Raw genomic sequence first — 20383 nt, forward strand, 5'->3', positions numbered from 1 at the left:
AGAACTGAAATGAGCGAAACGATCACGACCGACCGCGAGCCGGTAGATCAACTCGACGAGAAGAAAGGCGACGCGCAAGCGGCCCCGGCCAACGGCGACAAGCAGCCCACGTCGCCGGGCCGCCGCAAGCGCCTGATCGCGCTGCTCGGCGTCGTGACGTTGATCGCGGGCGCGGCGTATGGCGCGTACTACTTCACGGAAGGCCGTTTTCAAGAATCGACCGACGACGCCTATGTCAGCGGCAATCTCGTGCAGCTCACGCCGCAGGTCACGGGCACGGTGGTGGCCGTCAACACCGACGACACGCAGATCGTGAAGCAGGGTGACCCGGTCGTGACGCTCGATCCGGCCGACGCAAGAATCGCGCTGGCCGATGCCGAAGCGTCGCTCGGCCAGACCGTGCGTCGCGTGAGCGGCCTCTATGTCAACAACGACTTCTATGCGGCGAACGTGGCGCAACGCGAATCGGACCTGGCCCGTGCCAACGACGATCTGCGCCGTCGCACGGCGGTGGCGGACTCGGGCGCCGTTTCTGCCGAAGACATCGCCCACGCGCGCGACGCGGTACAGGCCGCCCAGGCCGCGCTCGACGCCGCACGCCAGCAAGGGGCGGCGAATCACGCACTGACCGATCGCACGTCGGTCGAACAGCACCCGGACGTACAGGCGGCCGCCTCGAAAGTGCGTGCGGCCTGGCTCGCCTATGCACGTGATACCTTGCCCGCACCCGTGACGGGTTATGTGGCGCAGCGCCAGGTGCAGGTGGGCGAGCGCGTGTCGCCCGGCACGCCGCTGTTGGCGATCGTGCCGCTCGACGGCGTATGGGTGGATGCGAACTTCAAGGAAGTGCAGCTCAAGCACATGCGCATTGGCCAGCCGGTGACGCTCACTGCCGATGTCTATGGCTCGAGCGTGAAGTATCACGGGCGCGTCGAAGGCTTCTCGGCGGGCACGGGGAGCGCCTTCGCGACGCTGCCGGCGCAGAACGCCACGGGCAACTGGATCAAGATCGTGCAGCGCCTGCCGGTGCGTATCGCGCTCGATCCACGCGAACTCGCGGCGCGTCCGTTGCGCATCGGCCTTTCGATGACGGTGGATGCCGATACGCACGACGAATCGGGCTCGCAGCTCGGCGCGGCGCAAAACACGCGCTATCGCACCGACGTCTTCGCACAGTACGACGCGCAAGCCGATGGCGAGATCGAAAAGATCATCAAGCAAAACGAAATCGCTGCGGCTGCAACTGCGTCACAACCCTCGCCGCAACGTGTGGCGGCGCGCGATCATAAGGGCAACGCGAGCTAAGGAAGTCTGGCAGCCCGGCAAAGCGCTTGCGCATCCGCGGCAAGCGCTTTGGGCACCGCCTCGCGCAGGTAGTCCATGAACGTCTTGATCTTGGCGTCGAGGAACTTGCGCGAGGCGTGCACCGCATAGGCAGTGAGCCTCTGCAGACGATACTCGGGCAATACCCGCACCAGCGCGCCGCTATCGAGCATGGCCAGCGCCGTCGACATCGGCAGCGCGCCGATGCCCACGCCTTCGCGCAGGGCGACGCTGAGCGCATCGGGAAGATTGATTTCGACGGGCGCATTCGGGAACGCCACGGTTTCCCGGCCGTTGGGGCCATGCAGATGCCAGCGATCGCGCGGAAAAAACGTCGTGACGAATTGCAGGCACGTATGCGCTTCAAGGTCCCGTACCGTGCGCGGCACGCCGTGCGTATTCAGATAAGCGGGTGCCGCACACAGCACGTTGTGGACATCGCCTAGCCGGTGTGACACGAGCCGCGAGTCCGGCAACTCCGTTGTACTCAACTGCAGCATCACGTCGTAGCCGGCCTCGATGATATCGGGCGAGTGCTGCGACAACGTCAATTCGATCGACACCGCGGGATACCGCTCGCGATAGCGCACGAGCGCCGGCACCACATAGGCCTGGCCGAAGCTCGGCGACGCATGAATGCGTAGGCGCCCCGAAGGGTCGACCTGTGCGTTGGCCGCCTCTGCCTCGGCCTCGTCGACATAAGCGAGGATCCGCTCGCAGCGCTCCAGATAGCGCTGGCCCGCCTCGGTTAGCGAAAGCCGCCGCGTACTCCGATGCAGCAGGCGCGTACGCAATTGCGACTCGAGCTGCGAGACCGCCCGCGACGCATTGTTGGTTTGAATGTCCAGGCGCGCGGCCGCGCCCGTAAAGCTGCCTTCTTCCGCTATGCGGACGAAAATCCGCATCATGTCCAGCTTGTCCATTACGCGTTTTCCACGGATAGTTCTGCCTTGCACGCAACTACGACGCCAACTCGCGCCACGCCAGATTCTCCTATAAATGCAGGCGAATCTGTTCGGCAAAGGTCCGTATCACTTCTTCGTTACGTGAAAGAAACATCCATTGTCCGACTCGCGTCGAAACGAGCAGTCCCGCTTCGACCAGTACGGCAAGGTGCGCCGATACGGTGGACTGCGAGAGCCCGCTGCGCGCCTGGATGGCGTGTGCGGGTACGCCGTGGCCCAGATCGACGTGGCCCTCTGGAAAGGTGTCGGCGGGGACCTTCAGCCACGCGAGGATGTCGCGCCGCAGTGGATTGGCGAGGGCCTTGTGAATCCGGTTCGCGTCTATCATGGCGTTCCCTGTGCTCTCGCGTGCTTCAATGCGGCTGCATCAACAACGTTCTGGCGATGGTTCCCGCCGCGCTTTCCCCAAGGTCTTCCCGCACGATCGACAGCGCCAGATGAATGCCGGCGCTTGCGCCGCCCGACGAATAGAGGTTGCCATCCTTCAGGCAGCCGGGATTGGACATGACGTGCACGCGTGGATGTTCGGCCGCGAGGCGGTGAGCGTCGCGCCAATGCGTGGTCAGCCAGCGGCGGTCGGCAACCCCGGCGCGCGCCAGCAGGAACGCGCCATTGGAAATGCAGGCCATCCTTTGGGTTCCGGGCCCGGCGTCGCCGAGCCACGTCACGAGTTCGCGATGCTCACTCGACGAACTGACCACGGGAGACCCGGGCACCACGACGACGTCGAACGGCGTGCGCGTTTCGAACAGGCATTCTGTGGTGCCCACCGCCGTGCCGTTGGAAGACGGCACGGGCCCAGGCGAGGTCCCGACGAGGTGCGGTTCATAAAACGCGCCGCCATACAGGCGATTCGCTTCGTGAAATACATCCATCGGGCCGCTCACCTCGAGCAGTTGAAAACCCGCATAGAGCATCATCGCGACACGCATGCGCCCGTTACCCCGTGAACGCCTGTTCGACCAGCGCGGCTTGCCGCGCGACGTGCGCCGAATGGTAGCCCGGCGCGGTCGATGCACCGGCGTCGGGACCGGCGTAGGCGAGCTTCGCGCCCGTTGGCAGGAGCTCGCGCAACTGCGGCTCGACGAAACTCCATGCGCCCTGGTTGCGCGACTCCTCCTGACACCAGACGACCGTCTTCAGGTTGGGATAGCGCGCGAGTTCGGCGGCCAACTGTTTTGCGGGAAACGGATAAAGCTGTTCGACGCGGATGATCGGCGTGTCGGTCGCGTCCGCGCGGCGATGCTCGAGCAACTCGAAGTACACCTTGCCCGTGGCCACGACGACGCGCTCGACGCTGGATGCCCGCGACGCCTCGACCTGCATATCCGGCAGAACCTCGCGGAATGCGCCCTCGCTCAATTCGTCGAACGTGCTGATTGCTTCCGGGTGACGCAACAGCGACTTGGGCGTCATGACGACAAGCGGGCGGCGATCGGCGGCGAGCGCCTGCCTGCGCAGCACATGGAACAGCTGCGCGGGCGTGGTCGGCTGGACGACGCGCATGTTGTCCTGCGCGCTCAGCTGCAGATAGCGTTCGAGCCTCGCCGATGCATGCTCGGGTCCCGCGCCTTCCTGCCCATGAGGAAGGAAGAGCGTCAGGCCGCTGCGTTGCCCCCATTTGGCGGCCGCCGCCGCGATGAACTGGTCGATCACCACTTGCGCGCCGTTCGCGAAGTCACCGAATTGCGCTTCCCAGATCACCAGCGCATCGCGGTTCACCGTCGTATAGCCGTACTCGAATGCGAGCACCGCCGCCTCGGAGAGGATGGAGTTCGTCACGCTGAAGCGGCCTGGCGCGTGGTCACTCGCATCACCGAGATGATCGAGCGGAACGTAGACGCCATCCGGCCGGTTCATGCGTGTTTGATCGTGCAGCGCGGCGTGACGATGATTGAACGTCCCGCGCGCGCTATCTTGCCCGCTCAGTCGAACGCTGATCCCATCGGCGAGCAGCGAAGCGAAGGCCAGATGCTCGCCCATGCCCCAGTCGAGCGGCCGTTTTCCCGAGGCCATTTCCTGGCGCCCGGTCATCATCTTCTTGACGAGCGGATGCAGCGCCAGGCCTTCGGGAACGGTCGAAATCTGCTGCGCCAGACTGCGCAGCGCTTCCGTCGACGGGGTGGGGTGAGAAGCCGCGTTCGCCGCTTCCTCGCGTGAAGAGGCCGCGTCGGAGCCGTCGGTTTCGTTCGCTTGCTTGAGCCGTTGACGCCGCTCGCTGACATAGCCCTCGGCTTCTTCGGCGGTCAGCACGCCTTGCTGAATCAGCTTCTGCGCATAGCGTGTTCTCACGCCGGGATGACTGGCGATCGCGCGATACATCAGCGGCTGCGTGATGCCCGGCGTGTCCTGTTCCTGGTGGCCGTATTTGCGGAAGCACACGAGATCGATGACCACGCTGCGCTTGAACGCGGTGCGATAGTCGAGGGCAAGGCGCACCGCCATCGCCACGGCTTCGGGGTCGTCGCCATTCACATGCAGGACGGGCGCCTCGATCATCTTCGCGACGTCCGTCGTGTAGAACGTCGAACGCGTGTCGCGCGGATCGGAGGTCGTGAAGCCGATCTGGTTGTTGACGACGATATGCAGGGTGCCGCCCGTGCCGTGGCCGCGCGTATAGGAGAGGCTCAAGGTTTCCATCACGACACCCTGGCCGGACATCGCCGCGTCGCCGTGAATCTCGACCGGCAGAACCTCGACGCCGTCCGCGCTGCCGAGGAGCTCGCCCTTGGCGCGAGCCATGCCTTGCACGACCGGGTTGACGATTTCCAGATGCGAGGGGTTGAACGCGAGCATCACTTCGACCGGCCCGTCAGGCGTATCGACCGAACTCGTAAAGCCCTTGTGATACTTCACGTCGCCCGCGGGCAGTCTTTCGGGATCCTTGCCATCGAACTCGTCGAACAGCGCGCGCAACGGCTTGCCGACGATATTCACCAGAACATTCAGGCGTCCGCGGTGCGCCATGCCCATCACCACCGCGCGCAGATTTTTCGAAGCCCCGTAGCGGACGACTTCGTCGAGCAGCGGAATCAGCGCTTCCGCGCCTTCGAGCGAGAAGCGCTTTTGCCCGACATAGCGTGCGTGAAGGTACTTCTCGAGGCCTTCTGCCGCGCTCAGGCGTTCCAGCAGCCGGCGTTTCTCGGCGGCCTGCAGCGACGGCCTCGCCCGCGTGGATTCGAACTGCATCTGCCACCAGCGCCGCTGTTCGGCGTCGGTGAGATGCATGAACTCGGCGCCGAGCGTACCCGTGTAGGTTTGCTTCAGCGCCGCGACGAGTTCCTTCAGCGTGGCGTCGTCGTCGAACAGGAACGTGTCGGCGGTGCTGAAGGTCGTCGCCATGTCCGCGGCCGTCAGGCCGTAGTAAGCCGGGGTCAACTCGGCGTAGGCGCGCGGCGGCGTCCACATCAGCGGATCGAGATCGGCCGTGCGTGTGCCGATCATGCGGAACGCGGCGATCAGCGACTGTACCGCGACCTGCTTGCGCGCGAGGCCGAGGCCGGCGTCATTCGCGAGGGTGGTGTCGGCATGAACGATCGCGTGCGGCGGCCGCTTCGCAAGCTCGACGAAGCTGGAAATGACGGGGGCGTGCGGTTCGTCGTCGCGATCGCTGCCGTCGATAGCGGGCGTTTCGCGCAGTGCATCGAACCACGCCCGCCATTCACCGGTGACCGCATCCGGGTCAGCCAGGTAAGTTTCATATTGCTCTTCGACGTAAGGGGCGTTGCCCCCGAAGAGGAAAGAGCTCTGACGTTCTTTCAACATGATGAATCCGCCTTTGGTCGGTGTGCGGTTCAATGTGGGGCGCAACACGTGGAGTGACGGCGATAACGCCTTCCGGTCCGCCCGGGTTGTTTGCCCAGCCGCAGTCGTGAACACAGTCTAGTTAGGCGGGGCAGCCGGCGAAATGCGCGCGTGGTGCCGCCGCCTGCCAACTAGTGGACGTTTTGGGCCACGCTGCCGATTTGTTACACCGGCGCAAAATACTTTTTCCGGGGACAGACTGCATGCGCTAACGACGATGCGTTAAGCTGCGCCACGGTCCTGGTTGGGACACCACCTCTGAAGGTCACGGCATGAAAGTCGCCATTGTTGTATTCGATGGTGTGCAGGCGCTAGATGTTGCAGGCCCACTCGATGTGTTCGCCGAAGCGAATACGTTCCTCTCCGAGCATCAGCGCTACGAGGTGACGCTCGTCGGTCGCGAGGCGGGCGCCGTGACCTGCTCGAACGGCATGCAACTGGCGGTCTCGCGTGGCTATGCCGACAGCGACGTGCAATGGGACCTGCTGCTCGTAGCCGGAGGCCCCCAGTTGCCCGACGTCCATCCGTCGAACGAGTTTCTGGCCTGGCTGCAAAACCAGGCGCGCAGCGCGAGCCGCTTTGGTTCGGTGTGCAACGGCGCATTCGTGCTCGCACATGCGGGGCTGCTCGACGGCAAGGAAGTGACGACCCACTGGTCGGATGCCGGCCGTCTGTCTAATGAATTCCCGCACGCCAATGTGCAGCCGGACCGCATTTTCGTGCGCGACGGGCGGCTGTTTACGTCGGCGGGCGTGACCGCGGGCATCGATCTGTGCCTCGCGCTGGTGGCGGAAGACTGGGGACACGAACTGGCGGTGCGGGTGGCGAAGCGGCTGGTGGTGTATATCCAGCGCGAAGGCGGTCAGTCGCAATACAGCCCGTATATCGGCGCCGGCAAGGACGAGGACCCCATACTCAGCAAGGTGTATCGCTACGTGAGCGAACATATCACCGATACGCTTTCGATCGAGGCGCTGGCGAGTGCGGCTGCCGTGAGCCGGCGCACCTTGTCGCGCATCTTTGCGAAAAACGCCAGGGTGACGCCCTCCGTATTCGTCGAGCAGGTTCGCGTCGACACGGCGAGGAAACTCCTCGAGGATACGGATGCGCCGCTCAAGACGGTCGCATTCAAATGCGGTTTTCATAGCGCCACGCATATGCGCACGACGTTCTCGCGGCGCCTCAACGTCACGCCAAAACAATATCGTCTGCGATTCCGCGGGGAGGCGAGTGCATAGCGACGATTCCCTGGCGGAACCGGCAAACGCCAATACTGCGCCATGCCTTCCCGATATCATCGCGCCCGGCTTGTCGGTATTGTTCTGCGGAATCAATCCGGGCATGCGTGCGGCGGCCACGGGGCGCCACTTCGATGGCAGAGGGAACCGCTTCTGGCGTGTGCTCCATCGTGCAGGTTTTACGCCGCAGGAGTTTCGCCCCGAGAACGACCGTGAGTTGCTGCAGCATGGCTTTGGTCTGACTACGGCGGTTTCGCGCGCGACGGCACGCGCGGACGAGTTGTCGAGAGCGGAGATTCAGGCCGCCGCGGCGCAATTCGAGCTGAAGGTTCAACACTACGCGCCGCGGTTTATCGCCTTTCTCGGCAAGATGGCGCTTGCCGAAATGTCCGGCAAGCGGGATATCCAGTGGGGTTTGCAATCCAGCAGGTTCGGCGGCGCGCAGGCGTGGGTGCTGCCGAACCCGAGCGGCTTGAATCGCGCATTCAGCCTCGACGCGCTGGCGAGCGCGTACCGCGAACTTCGTATTGCGGCTCAATTGTCATCAGTTGCCGAGTGAATGAACAAGCGGTTGTAGATATGGGGCATGCGCTTCGGAATGCCTCGTGGCGAGTTCGCGATTGCCTTGACATGGAACGCATTCGCCTTCGCTCGTCAATCCGCTCGCACATTGAAGATAGGTGTTGTTGCGCAGCGTTTCGGTGACGAACTCCACGAAGGAGCGGATCTTTCCACTCGTCCCGCGCCGTTCGACATGAAGCAGGCTGACCGGCGTCGATTCGGGCTCGTAGGCCCGCAAAATCGGCACCAGATTTCCGGAAGCGACTTCGCTTGCGGCCTGATAAGACAGCAACTGCGTGATACCCACGCCGTCTTCCGCGGCCGAAATGGCGGCGGGCGCCAGATTCACGATCAGGCGCGGCTGCAGCCGCACAGGAATCTTTGCGTTATTTTCGTAAAACGTCCACTCGAGCGGTTGGGAAACGCCGGTAAAGGAAACGCAATGGTGGCCGGCCAGGTCTCGCGGATGCATGGGCTCTCCATGCGCGGCGAGATAAGCGGGCGACGCGAAGGTCTGCCGCCGCACGGACCCCAGGCGCACCGCGAATGTCGACGAGTCTTCGAGATGACCAATCCGTATGGCGATATCCACGCCTTCTTCGAGCAGGCGCGTGGGACGATCGAGGTAAACAGCGTTCACGCTGACGTCGGGATAGCGCATCGTGTAGGCGTTGACGAGCGGCGCGATGAAGCGCTGGCCGAGTTGCACCGGGGCTGTAATCGTGAGCGTGCCCACCGGGTTGGCGAGATCCGTGGCGATATGCGACTCAGCATCGCTGATGCCATCCAGCAGCTTGCGGCAGGCTTCAACGTAAGCGACACCCGCGTCCGTGGGCCGGACCGAGCGTGTCGTACGCGCGAGCAGCTGCGCGCCCAGGCGCGTTTCGAGCGAGTTGACCGCCCGCGAGACCGCCGCGCGCGACAAGCCGAATTTATCGGATGCGGCGCTGAAGCTGCCGCGTTCGACGATGGCTACAAACACCTCCATCTCACGTAATCTGTCCATCTTGACTTCCCAATCTGAATCTCTTGCAAACGGAAAACAACAGTAAAAACCGTTTGGCGTCTACCGTTGCCGGTTCGTTTTCAAACCTTCGTGAATCGTGTCTATCGCGATCAACGTGCGGCCTGAATGCCTACGTCGCGATTCTAAGCATCGTGTGCCGTCTGGTATCGCCGTACGACCTCAATTGGCCCAAAAGCGTGCAGAAATGACCCGCGCGTAATCAGTCAGGTTTGCGTCGACGCGGCGCACACGCGTTGGGCGAATCACGACCGGACGGCCTGGCAAAATTCTCGCACTAGATGGCCCAAAATCAGACCAGGCGAGACTTTAAGAAATTGGGTTCATCTCTGACAATAAAGCCGTCAGTGAACAGCAACAATGCGCGGCGAAACCGGAGGAGTGGTCATCGCATGGCGGGAGGATGCAGGACGCTGAATAGCCTCACAATGAACTAGCCACATCAAACAGTACAGCTAACGAAACCCGGGAAGTTGCTGATCGCCATGACAACTGCGAACCCTTTGACGACTGGAACGGAAGCGGCAACGGCCCCACAGGCGCTGGAACCACGCGCTGTGCGTGGAGCCGCGGCGCCGGCGCAGCCCGCCCCCGCGCAGGTGGCGTTCACGGGGCGCATCGTGGTGGGCCTGCTCGGCATGTTGTTCGCTTCGTTGCTGGCCATCCTCAACGAACAGGTGACCGCGGCAGCAATGGCCGATATCCAGGGCGCGTTCCTGATCGGGCATGACGACGGGACGTGGCTCACCTCGCTCTTCGAAGCCGCCAACGTCGCGACGATGGTGTTCGCCCCCTGGTTCGGCATCACCTTTACGCTCAAGCGCTTCACGATCGGCGCCGTGCTCGCCACGATGTTGTTCGGGTTGCTGTGCCCGTTCGCGCCGAATCTGGCGACGCTCTATGTCCTGCGTATCTTCCAGGGCATCGCGGGCGGCTGTCTGCCCCCCATGCTGATCATCGTGGCGCTGCGTTATCTGCCGCCCAGGTTCAAGCTGTATGGGCTCGCCGGCTATGCGCTCACTGCGACCTTCGGGCCGGCGCTCGGCACACCGCTCGCCGCGTTGTGGACGGAGTTCGTGAGCTGGCGCATGGCGTTCTGGCAAATCATTCCGCTCGGCGTGCTGTGCTGTATCGCGATTCAGCAGGGGCTGCCCGCCGATCCGGTCAAGCTCGAGCGCTTTCGCACGTTCAACTGGATCGGGTTGATCACGGGCTTCCCCGCGTTCTCCATGCTCGTGACCGGGCTTTTGCAAGGCGACCGGCTCGACTGGTTCGAATCGGAGTTTATCCGCGTGATGTTGGGCGGCGGCGCACTGCTGCTCGTGGTCTTCCTCGTCAACGAGTGGTTTCAGCCCGTGCCTTTTTTCAAGCTCCAGTTACTCGAGCGCAGGAATTTCACGCACGGCCTCTCGACCTTGGTCGGCACCGTGATCCTGCTGGTGGGCGTCGCCGCTATACCCGGGCAGTTTCTCGCCAAAGTTCATGCGTACCGGCCGCTGCAGACGGCGCCGCTCTCGCTGTTGCTCGCCATTCCGCTGCTGATTACGCTCCCCTTGACGGCGGCTCTGTTGAATACGCGGCGCGCCGATCACCGCTGGGTGATCGCAATCGGTCTGTCGCTGATGTTCACGACCTGCGCACTCGGCAGCTTCATGACGTCCGAGTGGATTCGCGACAACTTCTACGTGCTGCAGGCGCTGCAGATCATCGCGCAGCCCATGGTGATCATGTCGATCCTCATGGGCGTCACGACGGGGTTGCCGCCAACGGAGGGCCCGTTCGCTTCGGCCATGTTCAATACGGTCAAGACGTTCGCCGCCGCCATCGCGACGGGGCTGATCGAGGGCGTAGGCACCGCGCGCGAACATTTCCATTCGAGCATGCTCGTCGACCAGCTGGGCAACCGCGCGCTGGTGACGGGCCCCGGCCTCGACACGTCTTACGCGCTGGGGCAACTCGCGCACCGTATTCACGAGCAGGCCGTCGTGCTGACGTCCGCCGATCTCTACCGGGTGATGGCGTGCGTTGCGCTCGTTCTGCTTCTTCTTGTTCCGGTGCTGCCGGTGCGGATCTATCCGCCGTGGAGCACTACGCCGCCCGCTTCGAAATGAGGTACGTTTTCCATGTCATCGACCAAACCCAACTCTACGCCGTCCAGACTGAAATGGCTTCGTATTGCAGCAGTCGTCGCCGTTGTCGGCGTCGCTGCCTGGGCAGGCACGAAGCTCCTGTCTCACTCCAGTTCGGAATCCACGAACGACGCCTACGTCACCGCGGATTTCACGCTGGTCGCGCCGCGCGTCGCGGGGCAGATCACGGACGTACTGGTGAACGATAATGAGGACGTGAAGGCGGGCCAGTTGCTGGTGCGCATCGACGACCGCGACTATCACGCCGCGTTGATGAGCGCCGAGGCGGAGGTGGTCGGCGCGAAGGCGTCGGTGGCGAACTTCGAAGCGGAGATCGCGCGTCAGCCCTCGCTCGTCGATCAGGCGCGCGCCACGTTGCGCTCCGACGACGCGGCGATCGGCTTCGCGCGGGCCAACGCGGCGCGCTACCAGAATCTTTCCACGGCGGGGGCGGGGACCGCGCAGGAGCAGCAACAGGCTTCGAGCACGCTCGCCGAGCAGCTTGCGCAGCAGTCGCACGATCAGGCGGTGCTGTCGGCCACCCAGCAGAATCTGGACGTCCTGCGCACGGAGCGCGACAAGGCCGCTGGCGCGCTTCAACACGCCGAAGCGGTGCTCGCACAGGCGAAGCTCAACCTCTCCTATACGGAAATTCGCGCCCCCGTCGACGGCAAGGTGGGGCGCCGCTCGGCGCGGGTCGGCGCCTTCGTGACGCCCGGCGCCCCCGTGCTCGCAATCGTGCCGCTTTCGGATGCGTATGTCGTCGCCAACTTTCAGGAGAGCCAGATCACCAACATGCGGCCCGGCGAAAGCGTTCGCGTGACGGTCGACAGCCTGCCCGGCGTCGTGATTCATGGCCGCATCGACAGCCTGGCACCGGCGACTGGCGTGAGCTTCGCGCCGATCGCACCCGACAACGCCACGGGCAACTTTACGAAGGTGGTGCAGCGCGTGCCCGTCAAGATCACGATCGATCGCGGGCAGCCTGCTGCAGCGGCATTGAGCGTCGGGCTCTCGGTGGAAGCCGAAGTGGCCGTTGGCCGGGGCGCAGAAGCGACGGCTGAGGGAGCGGAAAGAAAATGAATACGAGCAAATTCTCTATCCGCGCGATCCCGCTCACGGTTCTCGCATGTCTCGCTATGGCGGCTTGCACGGTGGGTCCCAATTTCGAACCGCCGAAGTCGCCCACGCCGGAGGTCTTCAACCGCACGCAGACGGCTCAGGCGCCGAGCAAAGCCGTGGAAGGCCAGTTCGGACCGGAATGGTGGACGCTGTTCAACGATCCCGTATTGAACGGCCTCGAAAAGCAGCTCGCCGACGCAAACCTGGACGTGGCAGCCGCCTCCGCGCGCCTGCTGCAAAGCCGGGCCGAGCGCCGCGTAGCGGGCGCAGCCGAATATCCGACGCTCGACGGCGCCGCATCGTACAACCGCGAACGCGGCAGTGAAAACGGCATTCTCTCGCTGCTCGGCGTGACGCCCACGCAGAGTCAGCCGCAGTCGGCCTCCGGCAGCGCGCCGCTCGGCGTGGCGGCGATGCCGGGCTCCAAGGGCTCGCCGGCCTATAACCTGTACCAGGTCGGCTTCGACGCGTCATGGGAGGTCGATATCTGGGGCCGCGTGCGACGCAGCGTGGAAGCGGCGACAGCGCTTTCGGCCGCCTCGTATGAGGACCGGAACGCGGTCTTGCTGAGCGCGCGCGCGGAGCTTGCGCGAGACTATATCGAGCTGCGCGACACGCAGGAACTCCTGCAGATCGCGCATCAAAACCTGGACATCGCCAACGACGCGCTGAAGCTCACGCAGGTCCGTGCACATGAAGGCGTGACCACGGATCTCGATGTTTCGAACGCTTCGGCGCAGGTGGAAAATATCGAAAGCCTGATTCCCACGCTCGAATCGCACTCCGAAACGACCATCAATGCCATCGGCCTGCTGCTCGGCGAGGAACCGGGCGCGCTGCGTCAGACGCTTGCTGCAACGCAGGAGGTGCCGGTACTGCCGGCGCAGGTGCCGATCGGCTTTCCTTCCGAACTCGTGCAGCGCCGGCCCGATATCCGCAAGGCGGAAGCCGAACTGCACGCGGCGACGGCGTCGATCGGCGTGGCGAAGGCCGATTTTTATCCGCGCATCATGCTCAATGGCAGCGCGGGCTTTCAGAGTCTTCAGCTTTCGAGTCTGGCCAGTTGGGCGTCCGGGCAGTTCGTCGTCGGCCCTTCCATTACGTTTCCCATCTTCGAAGGCGGTCGCCTGAAAGGCACGCTCCAGCTGCGCGAGGCGCAACAGCAGGAAGCCGCGATTGCCTACAAGGAGACGGTGCTGCGCGCGTGGCAGGAGGTGGACGACGCGCTCGTCACCTACGACGCCGAACAGCGCCGGCGCGACCGGCTGGCCCAGGCCGTGACCATGAACCAGCGCGCGCTTTCGGTCGCGCGGGAGCGGTACAAGGCCGGGGCGCTCGATTATCTCGACGTATTGAACGTGCAGAAGCAGTTGCTCGAAGCGCAGAGCAATCTCGAGCAAAGCCGGGCCACGGCGGCCACGAATCTCATTACGCTTTGTAAAGCGCTGGGAGGGGGGTGGGAGTCGACCTATGGCGGGTAATCGATAGCCCGAATGCGCGCCGCGCCGCAAAGCCATTCGACCCTTCGGGGAGCCACGATTTGCGCTTTGTCGCGATGGCCGGATACGCGCCGGGAATGTCCCCAAACCGTCGCAGCTAGCCCATCGGCTGGGAGCCGTAAAACATAGACTGTTCTCGTCGGCGGTCGATGACTGCCGATCCTGGCGGGGAGTCATGGTGATGCCCGGCCACTTGACTTGATGTGCGCTGTGATGCGGATTTTCTTCGATCCGCGCGCCGCGCCCAAACCCACGAAAGGAAGGACGTATGAGCGAAGCAAACCAGGGCGCGGTGCGCCAACTGAAACATTTCATCGACGGTCAATACACCGCTGGCGTGAGCGGGCGATTCAACGACGTCTACGATCCCGCGCAGGGCCGCATTACCGCGCGCGTGCCGGTTGCGAATACCAATGAGGTTGCCGCCGCCGTCGCGGCCGCCAAAAGCGCGTTTGCGGCCTGGAGCGAAACCCCGCCGCTCAAGCGTGCGCGCCTGATGTTCAAGTTCAAGGAATTGCTCGAGGCGCATCTCGACGAAATCGCCGAACTCATTACGCGCGACCACGGCAAGCTGTTCTCGGACGCCAGGGGCGAAGTGATGCGCGGCATCGAAATCGTCGAATTCGCGTGCGGTATTCCGAACCTGCTCAAGACCGGTTTCACCGATCAAAGCAGCAGCGGCGTCGACAGCTGGAATTTGCGCCAGCCCGTGGGCGTGATTGCTGGCGTCACCCCGTTCAATTTCCCGGTGGTGGTGCCGTGCTGGATGTTCGTCATGGCCGCCGCGACCGGCAACACGTTCATCCTCAAGCCCTCGGAGCGCACGCCGTCGTCGTCGATCCGGCTGGCGGAACTGTTCATCGAGGCGGGCTTCCCCAAAGGCGTGTTCAACGTGGTGAACGGCGACAAGGGCACCGTCGATGCGCTGATTCAGCATCCCGACGTGGCCGCGATGTCCGTCGTCGCCTCCACGCCGGTGGCCGAATATATCTACGCAGAGGGCGCCAAACGCGGCAAGCGCGTGCAGGCGCTCGGCAGTGCGAAGAATCATCTCGTCGTCATGCCCGACGCGAATCTCGATCAGGCCGTCGATGCGCTGATCAATTCGGCGTATGGCTCGGCGGGCGAGCGCTGCATGGCGACCTCAGTCGCGGTGGCGGTCGGCAGCATTGGCGACGAACTGATCGAGCGCCTCGCGCCGCGCGTGCGCGCGCTGCGCATCGGGGCGGGCATGGAGCCCGATCTGGACATGGGGCCGCTGATCAGCGCTGCGCATCGCACCAAGGTGCTGGGTTATATCGATGCGGGCGTCGCCGCCGGCGCGAAGCTCGTGGTGGACGGGCGCGGCCATACCGTGCCGGGGCACGAAGAGGGCTTCTTCCTCGGCGGCTCGCTCTTCGACGACGTGCAGCCGGATATGAAGATCTATCGCGAAGAGATTTTCGGGCCGGTGCTTTCGGTGGTGCGCGTGCCGGATCTCGCCAGTGCCATCGAACTCGTCAATGCGCACGAACTGGGCAATTGCGTCACCCTATTCACGGCTGATGGCGCCGCAGCGCGCACGTTTACCCGGCAAATTCAGATCGGCATGGTGGGCATCAACGTACCGAGTCCGGTGCCGTCGGCGTGGCATTCGTTCGGGGGCTGGAAGCGCTCGCTGTTCGGCGATCACCACGCCTACGGCGAGGAGGCCGTGCGCTTCTATACGCGCTACAAGAGCGTGACGCAGCGTTGGCCCGACAGCATCGACAAGGGCGCGGAGTTCGCCATGCCCGCTTCGAAATAAGGTAAGCGCGGCGTGAAAACGCCGCGCGCTTGAAGATGGCCGGCGCGGTCATGGCCGGCTGTCTCGCTTTGCAATTTGCGTAATCGATCTTTCGAAGCGAACGTTAGCTGGCCGTCATCGTCTGAACCCATTGACTGCGCCAGGCGGGCGCTTCAAAGGATTCCGAAAAATATTGGGTCTCGTGAACGACCTTGCCTTCATGGAATTCCATGATGCTCACGGTGAAAGCGCTTCGCCCCTGATAGGCGATGGTGTATTCGGTCACCCACAGATCGCCTTCGCCCTGCATGCGTCTGACTTCGAAACCGGACGGCTTGCCGGGATGATGTCCGCGCAGCGCCTGCAGGTTCCTGCGCCCGAGTATGCGTTCGCCCGATTGGGGATAGTCGCAGATGGCGTCGTCGGCGTAGATGTCGTGTTCGGCTTCGAGATCGCCGGCCGCCGACGCCTGCCAGTGCGCATTGAGCGCTTCACGTAGATTCGCGTGTTGCATGAAACACCTCCGGGATAAAGTACGGCAGCACTTCGCTGTGCAACTCGTCGAGTACGTCGGCATACGGGCGCGGCGTGACTTTCGGATTCAGCGCGACGTGGCTCACGCCCGCTTCGTGCGCCTGCTCCAGAAAATGCCTGAGCGAACGGCTGCCGATGGCGAAGCCGCCCTTGATGGCGCGGAACGGGTAATCGGGCCGCGGATGCAGGTAGAGGTAGCCGCCAAAGGCAACCGGCTTGAAGGCTTCGCGGCCCATCGACCGGGCGACCTGGTCTTTCCAGTTGCGCACGAATGCGTCGAGCGCGGCGGGGCCGGGCACGAAGCCGAGGTAGCCGTCCATATGTGCCGCGATCCATTCGAGACTTTGCTGTGCCCGGCCGACGGCAATGGCGGGAGTGCGCCCATAAGGCGGCTTCGGCAGCATGTCGAGCGTGCCGCCCGATTTGCCGAAACGGGGCGAGGAAAACACCGGAAAGGGCTGCTCACTCACTGTCCGATAGGTCTCGAACGCGTCGCGAAACCGCTCGCCACGCGTATCGAAGTCGATGCCGAAGACGGGATACTCGGAAGGTCTGTCTCCCGAGGACATCCCTAACAGAAGCCTTCCATTCGTCAGCTGGTCGAGCGAATTCACCTGCTTGGCCAGCAACAGCGGTTCGCGCATCGGCAGGACGATGCCGGTCGTGCCGAGCGCGATTTCGCTCGTCACGGCCGCGAGGCTGGCGATATACACCAGCGGTTCGAAGATCTGGCCCGCATCGCCATACGCAGGATCGTAGAACGGGATGTCGCGCATCCACAGCGCGGCCACGCCCATCGACTCGGCGCGTTGCGCCATGGCGACGTGATCGCGCATGGTCGGGACGGGCGAGTCCGGATGCGTTTCGAGCGGCAGGATCAGTCCGACCGTGAGCGCGTCCTCGCGAAATACGCGGCGCCACGCGGGCTGCTGCGAAAGCGCAGGTTCGACGGGCGCGGAAGCCTTCATTGCGGTGATTGCTGACATATCCATTGCGTTTCGCCTTGCGTTTTCCCATTTGCGAGCCAAGGTTACGCACGAACGACGCTGACAAAAACCACCTGCGATGAACAACAGTTGATACTCGCGCTCAATAACGCGGGAAATTCAGACGGCAGACAGGCGCGCCTTGAGGCGCGGCGACATGAAGTCGAGGAACGCGCGCAGCTTGAGCGGCAGCGGCGTCTGGCCGGCGTGGACGAGATGGATCGGCATGGGCGCCAGCCCGAAGGTTTCCAGCACCAGCTGCAAGCGGCCATCCTGCACGGCGTTCGCGACCTGATAAGACAAAACCCGCGTCAAACCGGTCCCGAGCGTCGCGGCGTCGATGGCCGATTCCGCCGTGTTTGTCACGAGCCGCGCGTGGATCGGCACGTTCTGTTCCGACTTTTCGCCGGCAAACGTCCACGTGCGCGACGAATTGATTCCCTCGAAACCGATGCACGCATGATCGGCGAGATCATCCGGGTTTTGCGGCGTGCCTCGCTCAGCGAGATACGCGGGGCTCGCGCACACCACGGGGCGCGTCTCGCCAAGGCGTATCGCCACGAGGCTGCTGTCCGGCAACTGGCCGATGCGCACCGCAACGTCCACGTGGTCTTCGAGAAAATTGACGTTGCGATCGGTCAGCACGAGGCGGGCGTCGATCTCCGGATAGTGCGCGAGAAATGCCGACATCACGGGGACCACATGCAGCCGGCCGAAGACGACGGGCGCCGTGGCCACCAACGAGCCTTTCGGCGCCGCGTATTCGCCCGTCACGGCGCGTTCGATTTCGCCGATGTCCTCGAGAATGCGCCGGCACGACGCGACATAGGCCTCGCCGGCCTCGGTGAGCGAGAGGTGCCGGGTGGTGCGATGAAGCAAACGGGTTTTCAGGTGCGCTTCGAGATCGCCGACCTTGCGGCTGACTGTCGCCAGCGGCTGGCCGAGCCGCCGGGCTGCAGCTGACAAGCTGCCTGCATCGACGACTGCGACCAGGATGGACATCCCTTCGAGACGGTCCATGGTCTTCTCGAGAACGGGAAGGGAGAATCCCCGATGTTAGCGGATTCTCTTCCGGCGCGAGCGCGCAGCGCCTTTGCGTGGGCGGCTCAGGCCTTCACGCGGTGACGGCGTTGACCAGTTCGCCCGCGGTGCGCTCGCGCAGGCGCGGCGACGCGAAGTCGAGGAACGCGCGCAGCTTCAGCGGCAGGGGCGCTTGCCCCGCGTGCACGAGATTGACGGGCAGCGGCGCCGCTTCAAACGCGTCGAGCACGACGCGCAGCTCGTTGGCGCGAACGGCGCGTGCAACCTGGTAGGACAGCACGCGTATCAGCCCCACACCGAGGATCGCGGCTTCGATAGCGGCGTCCGCCGTATTCACGGCAAGCCGCGAATGAACCGGCACGGACTGCTCCGACTTGCCGGAGCCGAAAGACCACGCGCGCAGCGACGCGAGCGCCTCGAAGGTAATGCATTGATGGCCGGCCAGGTCCGCGGGTTCGGCGGGCACGCCATGCTTCGCGAGATAGGCGGGGCTGGCGCAGATGACCCGGCGCACCGTGCCCACGCGCGTCGCGATCAACGTGCTGTCGGGCAGCGCGCCGATGCGGACCGCGACGTCCGCATGTTCATCCATCAGATGAACGACGCGATCGGTCAGCAGGAGATTGATGTCGATCTCCGGGTACTGCGCGAGAAATTCCGCCACCACCGGCACCACGTGCAAGCGGCCGAACGCAACGGGCGCGGTGACCACGAGTTCGCCTTTGGGCGCGGCGTATTCGCCCGTTGCGGCGCGCTCGGCTTCGCCGATGTCTTCGAGAATGCGCCGGCACGCGGCCACGTATGCGGCGCCGGCTTCCGTCAATGAAAGCTTGCGCGTCGTGCGGTGAAAGAGGCGCGTCTTCAGGTGCGCTTCCAGTTCCCCAACCTTGCGGCTGACCGTGGCGAGCGGCATGTCGAGACGCCGCGCAGCTGCCGAGAGACTGCCCGCGTCGGCGACCGAAACGAGGATGGCCATGGCTTCGAGGCGATTCATGGACCCTATCAAATAGTGGAAGGATGAATCTTGATCGTGAGGGATTCTCTTCGTAAATGCAAGCGCGTAACGTTCGACCTCAATCTGGATCGCGGCAATTCGCTGCAACGACCGGAGAAATTCAACGAACAAGGAGGTTGTCGTGAGCGGCTTACCCAGCACCCGAGAAAGTGCAGCTACGCCCGCCGTCGCATCGCGCGGCAAGATCGTCATGATGGCGATCATCGCAGGAGCAGTGATCACAAACATCTATTGCACGCAGCCGATTCTGCCGCTGATCGCAGCGGGCCTGCGGGTCAATATCACGGCGGTCGATTTCGTCGCCGGTGCCGCGTTGCTCGGCTTCTCGACCGGCCTCGCGCTGCTGCTGCCGCTTGGCGACCGCTTCGACCGGCGCAAGCTCGTGCTCACGCAAATCGCGCTTGCGCTCGTGTTTGCGGCAACGGCGGCGGTTGCCCCCGGCATCGGGTCGCTGATCGCGGCTTCGTTTGCGGTCGGCATCGTGAGTTGCGTGCCCCAGCAGCTCGTGCCGTTCGCCGCCGTCATGTCGCTGCCGAGCGAGCGCGGGCGTAACGTCGGCACCGTCGTGAGCGGCATCATGGTCGGCATCCTGGTCGGCCGCACGATCGCGGGTGTGATCGGCGCGGCGTGGGGTTGGCGTGCGGTGTACGGCGCGGAAGCCGCGTTCATGGTGCCGGTTTTCATCGCCGCCGCTGCGCTGCTGCCCAAGGGCGTGCCGTCGACGAATCTTTCGTATGGGCGTCTGCTCGCTTCGCTGTGGCCGCTCGTTCGCGACAATCGTCCGATTCGCGAATCGATGATCATCCAGGCGTTGCTGTGGGCCTGTTTCAACGCCTTCTGGGTCAATCTCGCCGCGCTGCTCAAGAGCGGGCCGTGGCACCTCGGCAGCGCGTGGGCGGGCGGCTTCGGCATCATCGGCGCGGCCGGCGCGTTCGCCGCCTCGCTGGGCGGCAATGCCACCGACCGCGTGGGTTTCCGCAAGGTCATCGGCGCCAGTATCGGCATCGCGACGCTTGCCTACGTGCTTCTCTCCGGCGCGGCCACGTCGCTCACGCTGCTGATCGTGGGCGTGATCGTGCTCGATATCGGCGTGCAGTCCGGTCTCGTTTCCAACCAGACGCGGGCCTTCTCGGTCGATCCGAAAGCGCAAGGCCGCATCAACAGCCTCTATATGACGGCCACCTTCTTCGGCGGCGCGGTCGGCGCGACGGTCAGCGGCTGGCTCATGAGCCGCTTTGGCTGGTCGGGCATCGTCGCCTTCGGTGTCGCACTCGGCATCGTGGCTGCCGCTATCCACTGGATCGGAGCGCCTCGCGAGTCCGCGGGCCGGGTCCCATCAAACGCAGATTGATTCAAGGCATCGAGCATCTGCTTGCT

General features: G+C 64.1%; 17 protein-coding genes. 8 read left to right on the forward strand and 9 right to left on the reverse strand.

What is annotated here, in order from left to right:
- Positions 1-9 precede the first annotated feature (9 nt).
- A complete protein-coding gene (locus AB4Y42_RS07415; RefSeq protein WP_368693787.1) occupies positions 10-1305 on the forward strand; it encodes an HlyD family efflux transporter periplasmic adaptor subunit in 1296 nt (431 codons plus the stop codon).
- Here the strand turns inward: AB4Y42_RS07415 and AB4Y42_RS07420 are convergent.
- From AB4Y42_RS07420 to AB4Y42_RS07435, 4 genes are all read right to left on the reverse strand, one after another.
- On the reverse strand, positions 1302-2246 hold the full coding sequence (locus AB4Y42_RS07420; protein WP_368693788.1) for a LysR substrate-binding domain-containing protein: 945 nt from the start codon (positions 2244-2246) through the stop codon (positions 1302-1304). The two genes, AB4Y42_RS07415 and AB4Y42_RS07420, sit on opposite strands and share 4 nt — an antisense overlap.
- A gap of 70 nt (positions 2247-2316) precedes the next feature.
- Positions 2317-2616 carry an ArsR/SmtB family transcription factor gene (locus AB4Y42_RS07425; protein ID WP_368691059.1) on the reverse strand — a complete coding sequence of 100 codons (300 nt, stop codon included), beginning with the start codon at positions 2614-2616 and terminating at the stop codon, positions 2317-2319.
- Between the two features lie 25 nt (positions 2617-2641).
- Positions 2642-3220, reverse strand: coding sequence for an AraC family transcriptional regulator (locus AB4Y42_RS07430; protein ID WP_324162088.1), 579 nt, complete (start codon positions 3218-3220; stop codon positions 2642-2644).
- Between the two features lie 7 nt (positions 3221-3227).
- Positions 3228-6053 carry a 2-oxoglutarate dehydrogenase E1 component gene (locus AB4Y42_RS07435; protein WP_368693789.1) on the reverse strand — a complete coding sequence of 942 codons (2826 nt, stop codon included), beginning with the start codon at positions 6051-6053 and terminating at the stop codon, positions 3228-3230.
- A 311-nt stretch (positions 6054-6364) separates the two neighbouring features.
- On the opposite strand from AB4Y42_RS07435, the gene AB4Y42_RS07440 reads away from it, so the two are divergent.
- Positions 6365-7330: a GlxA family transcriptional regulator gene (locus AB4Y42_RS07440; protein WP_368691056.1), complete on the forward strand. Its 966-nt coding sequence runs from the start codon at positions 6365-6367 to the stop codon at positions 7328-7330.
- Positions 7323-7889, forward strand: a complete 567-nt coding sequence (gene mug / locus AB4Y42_RS07445; RefSeq protein ID WP_368693790.1) for a G/U mismatch-specific DNA glycosylase — start codon at positions 7323-7325, stop codon at positions 7887-7889. The genes AB4Y42_RS07440 and mug overlap by 8 nt, the downstream gene beginning before the upstream one ends.
- Here the strand turns inward: mug and AB4Y42_RS07450 are convergent.
- On the reverse strand, positions 7875-8897 hold the full coding sequence (locus tag AB4Y42_RS07450; protein WP_368691054.1) for a LysR family transcriptional regulator: 1023 nt from the start codon (positions 8895-8897) through the stop codon (positions 7875-7877). The genes mug and AB4Y42_RS07450 overlap by 15 nt on opposite strands.
- Before the next feature lie 503 nt (positions 8898-9400).
- Between AB4Y42_RS07450 and AB4Y42_RS07455 the strand changes: the two genes are divergently transcribed.
- From AB4Y42_RS07455 to AB4Y42_RS07470, 4 genes are all read left to right on the forward strand, one after another.
- Positions 9401-11026 (forward strand): MFS transporter, encoded by a 1626-nt coding sequence (locus AB4Y42_RS07455; protein WP_368693791.1) that lies wholly within the window; start codon positions 9401-9403, stop codon positions 11024-11026.
- A 12-nt stretch (positions 11027-11038) separates the two neighbouring features.
- Positions 11039-12127 carry an HlyD family secretion protein gene (locus AB4Y42_RS07460; RefSeq protein WP_368691052.1) on the forward strand — a complete coding sequence of 363 codons (1089 nt, stop codon included), beginning with the start codon at positions 11039-11041 and terminating at the stop codon, positions 12125-12127.
- Positions 12124-13647, forward strand: coding sequence for an efflux transporter outer membrane subunit (locus AB4Y42_RS07465; RefSeq protein WP_368693792.1), 1524 nt, complete (start codon positions 12124-12126; stop codon positions 13645-13647). The genes AB4Y42_RS07460 and AB4Y42_RS07465 overlap by 4 nt, the downstream gene beginning before the upstream one ends.
- Before the next feature lie 286 nt (positions 13648-13933).
- Complete coding sequence (locus AB4Y42_RS07470; protein WP_368691050.1) at positions 13934-15451, forward strand: CoA-acylating methylmalonate-semialdehyde dehydrogenase; 1518 nt, start codon at positions 13934-13936, stop codon at positions 15449-15451.
- A gap of 103 nt (positions 15452-15554) precedes the next feature.
- Here the strand turns inward: AB4Y42_RS07470 and AB4Y42_RS07475 are convergent, their stop codons facing one another.
- The 4 genes from AB4Y42_RS07475 to AB4Y42_RS07490 form a co-directional block, all read right to left on the reverse strand.
- Positions 15555-15944, reverse strand: a complete 390-nt coding sequence (locus AB4Y42_RS07475; protein ID WP_368693793.1) for a nuclear transport factor 2 family protein — start codon at positions 15942-15944, stop codon at positions 15555-15557.
- A complete protein-coding gene (locus AB4Y42_RS07480; RefSeq protein WP_368691169.1) occupies positions 15922-16932 on the reverse strand; it encodes an LLM class oxidoreductase in 1011 nt (336 codons plus the stop codon). The genes AB4Y42_RS07475 and AB4Y42_RS07480 overlap by 23 nt, the downstream gene beginning before the upstream one ends.
- A 138-nt stretch (positions 16933-17070) precedes the next feature.
- On the reverse strand, positions 17071-17970 hold the full coding sequence (locus AB4Y42_RS07485; protein ID WP_368691048.1) for a LysR family transcriptional regulator: 900 nt from the start codon (positions 17968-17970) through the stop codon (positions 17071-17073).
- A 94-nt stretch (positions 17971-18064) separates the two neighbouring features.
- Complete coding sequence (locus AB4Y42_RS07490; RefSeq protein ID WP_368691047.1) at positions 18065-18985, reverse strand: LysR family transcriptional regulator; 921 nt, start codon at positions 18983-18985, stop codon at positions 18065-18067.
- 142 nt (positions 18986-19127) lie between these two features.
- Here AB4Y42_RS07490 and AB4Y42_RS07495 point away from each other — a divergent pair, with 142 nt between their 5' ends.
- Entirely contained in the window at positions 19128-20357 is a 1230-nt protein-coding gene (locus AB4Y42_RS07495) for an MFS transporter (RefSeq protein WP_368693794.1), read from the forward strand.
- Positions 20358-20383: the final 26 nt, after the last annotated feature.

This window comes from Paraburkholderia sp. EG286B, from assembly GCF_040965655.1.
Lineage (GTDB): Bacteria > Pseudomonadota > Gammaproteobacteria > Burkholderiales > Burkholderiaceae > Paraburkholderia.

What these genes read in the sequence shown, in the direction of transcription:
- AB4Y42_RS07490 (WP_368691047.1), bottom strand. Translation starts at nt 18,985, where the DNA reads ATGAATCGCCTCGAAGCCATGGCCATCCTCGTTTCGGTCGCCGACGCG.
- AB4Y42_RS07415 (WP_368693787.1), top strand. Translation starts at nt 10, where the DNA reads ATGAGCGAAACGATCACGACCGACCGCGAGCCGGTAGATCAACTCGAC.
- AB4Y42_RS07420 (WP_368693788.1), bottom strand. Translation starts at nt 2,246, where the DNA reads ATGGACAAGCTGGACATGATGCGGATTTTCGTCCGCATAGCGGAAGAA.
- AB4Y42_RS07480 (WP_368691169.1), bottom strand. Translation starts at nt 16,932, where the DNA reads ATGAAGGCTTCCGCGCCCGTCGAACCTGCGCTTTCGCAGCAGCCCGCG.
- AB4Y42_RS07425 (WP_368691059.1), bottom strand. Translation starts at nt 2,616, where the DNA reads ATGATAGACGCGAACCGGATTCACAAGGCCCTCGCCAATCCACTGCGG.
- AB4Y42_RS07435 (WP_368693789.1), bottom strand. Translation starts at nt 6,053, where the DNA reads ATGTTGAAAGAACGTCAGAGCTCTTTCCTCTTCGGGGGCAACGCCCCT.
- AB4Y42_RS07465 (WP_368693792.1), top strand. Translation starts at nt 12,124, where the DNA reads ATGAATACGAGCAAATTCTCTATCCGCGCGATCCCGCTCACGGTTCTC.
- AB4Y42_RS07455 (WP_368693791.1), top strand. Translation starts at nt 9,401, where the DNA reads ATGACAACTGCGAACCCTTTGACGACTGGAACGGAAGCGGCAACGGCC.
- AB4Y42_RS07475 (WP_368693793.1), bottom strand. Translation starts at nt 15,944, where the DNA reads ATGCAACACGCGAATCTACGTGAAGCGCTCAATGCGCACTGGCAGGCG.
- AB4Y42_RS07440 (WP_368691056.1), top strand. Translation starts at nt 6,365, where the DNA reads ATGAAAGTCGCCATTGTTGTATTCGATGGTGTGCAGGCGCTAGATGTT.
- AB4Y42_RS07460 (WP_368691052.1), top strand. Translation starts at nt 11,039, where the DNA reads ATGTCATCGACCAAACCCAACTCTACGCCGTCCAGACTGAAATGGCTT.
- AB4Y42_RS07470 (WP_368691050.1), top strand. Translation starts at nt 13,934, where the DNA reads ATGAGCGAAGCAAACCAGGGCGCGGTGCGCCAACTGAAACATTTCATC.
- AB4Y42_RS07450 (WP_368691054.1), bottom strand. Translation starts at nt 8,897, where the DNA reads ATGGACAGATTACGTGAGATGGAGGTGTTTGTAGCCATCGTCGAACGC.
- AB4Y42_RS07485 (WP_368691048.1), bottom strand. Translation starts at nt 17,970, where the DNA reads ATGGACCGTCTCGAAGGGATGTCCATCCTGGTCGCAGTCGTCGATGCA.
- AB4Y42_RS07430 (WP_324162088.1), bottom strand. Translation starts at nt 3,220, where the DNA reads ATGCGTGTCGCGATGATGCTCTATGCGGGTTTTCAACTGCTCGAGGTG.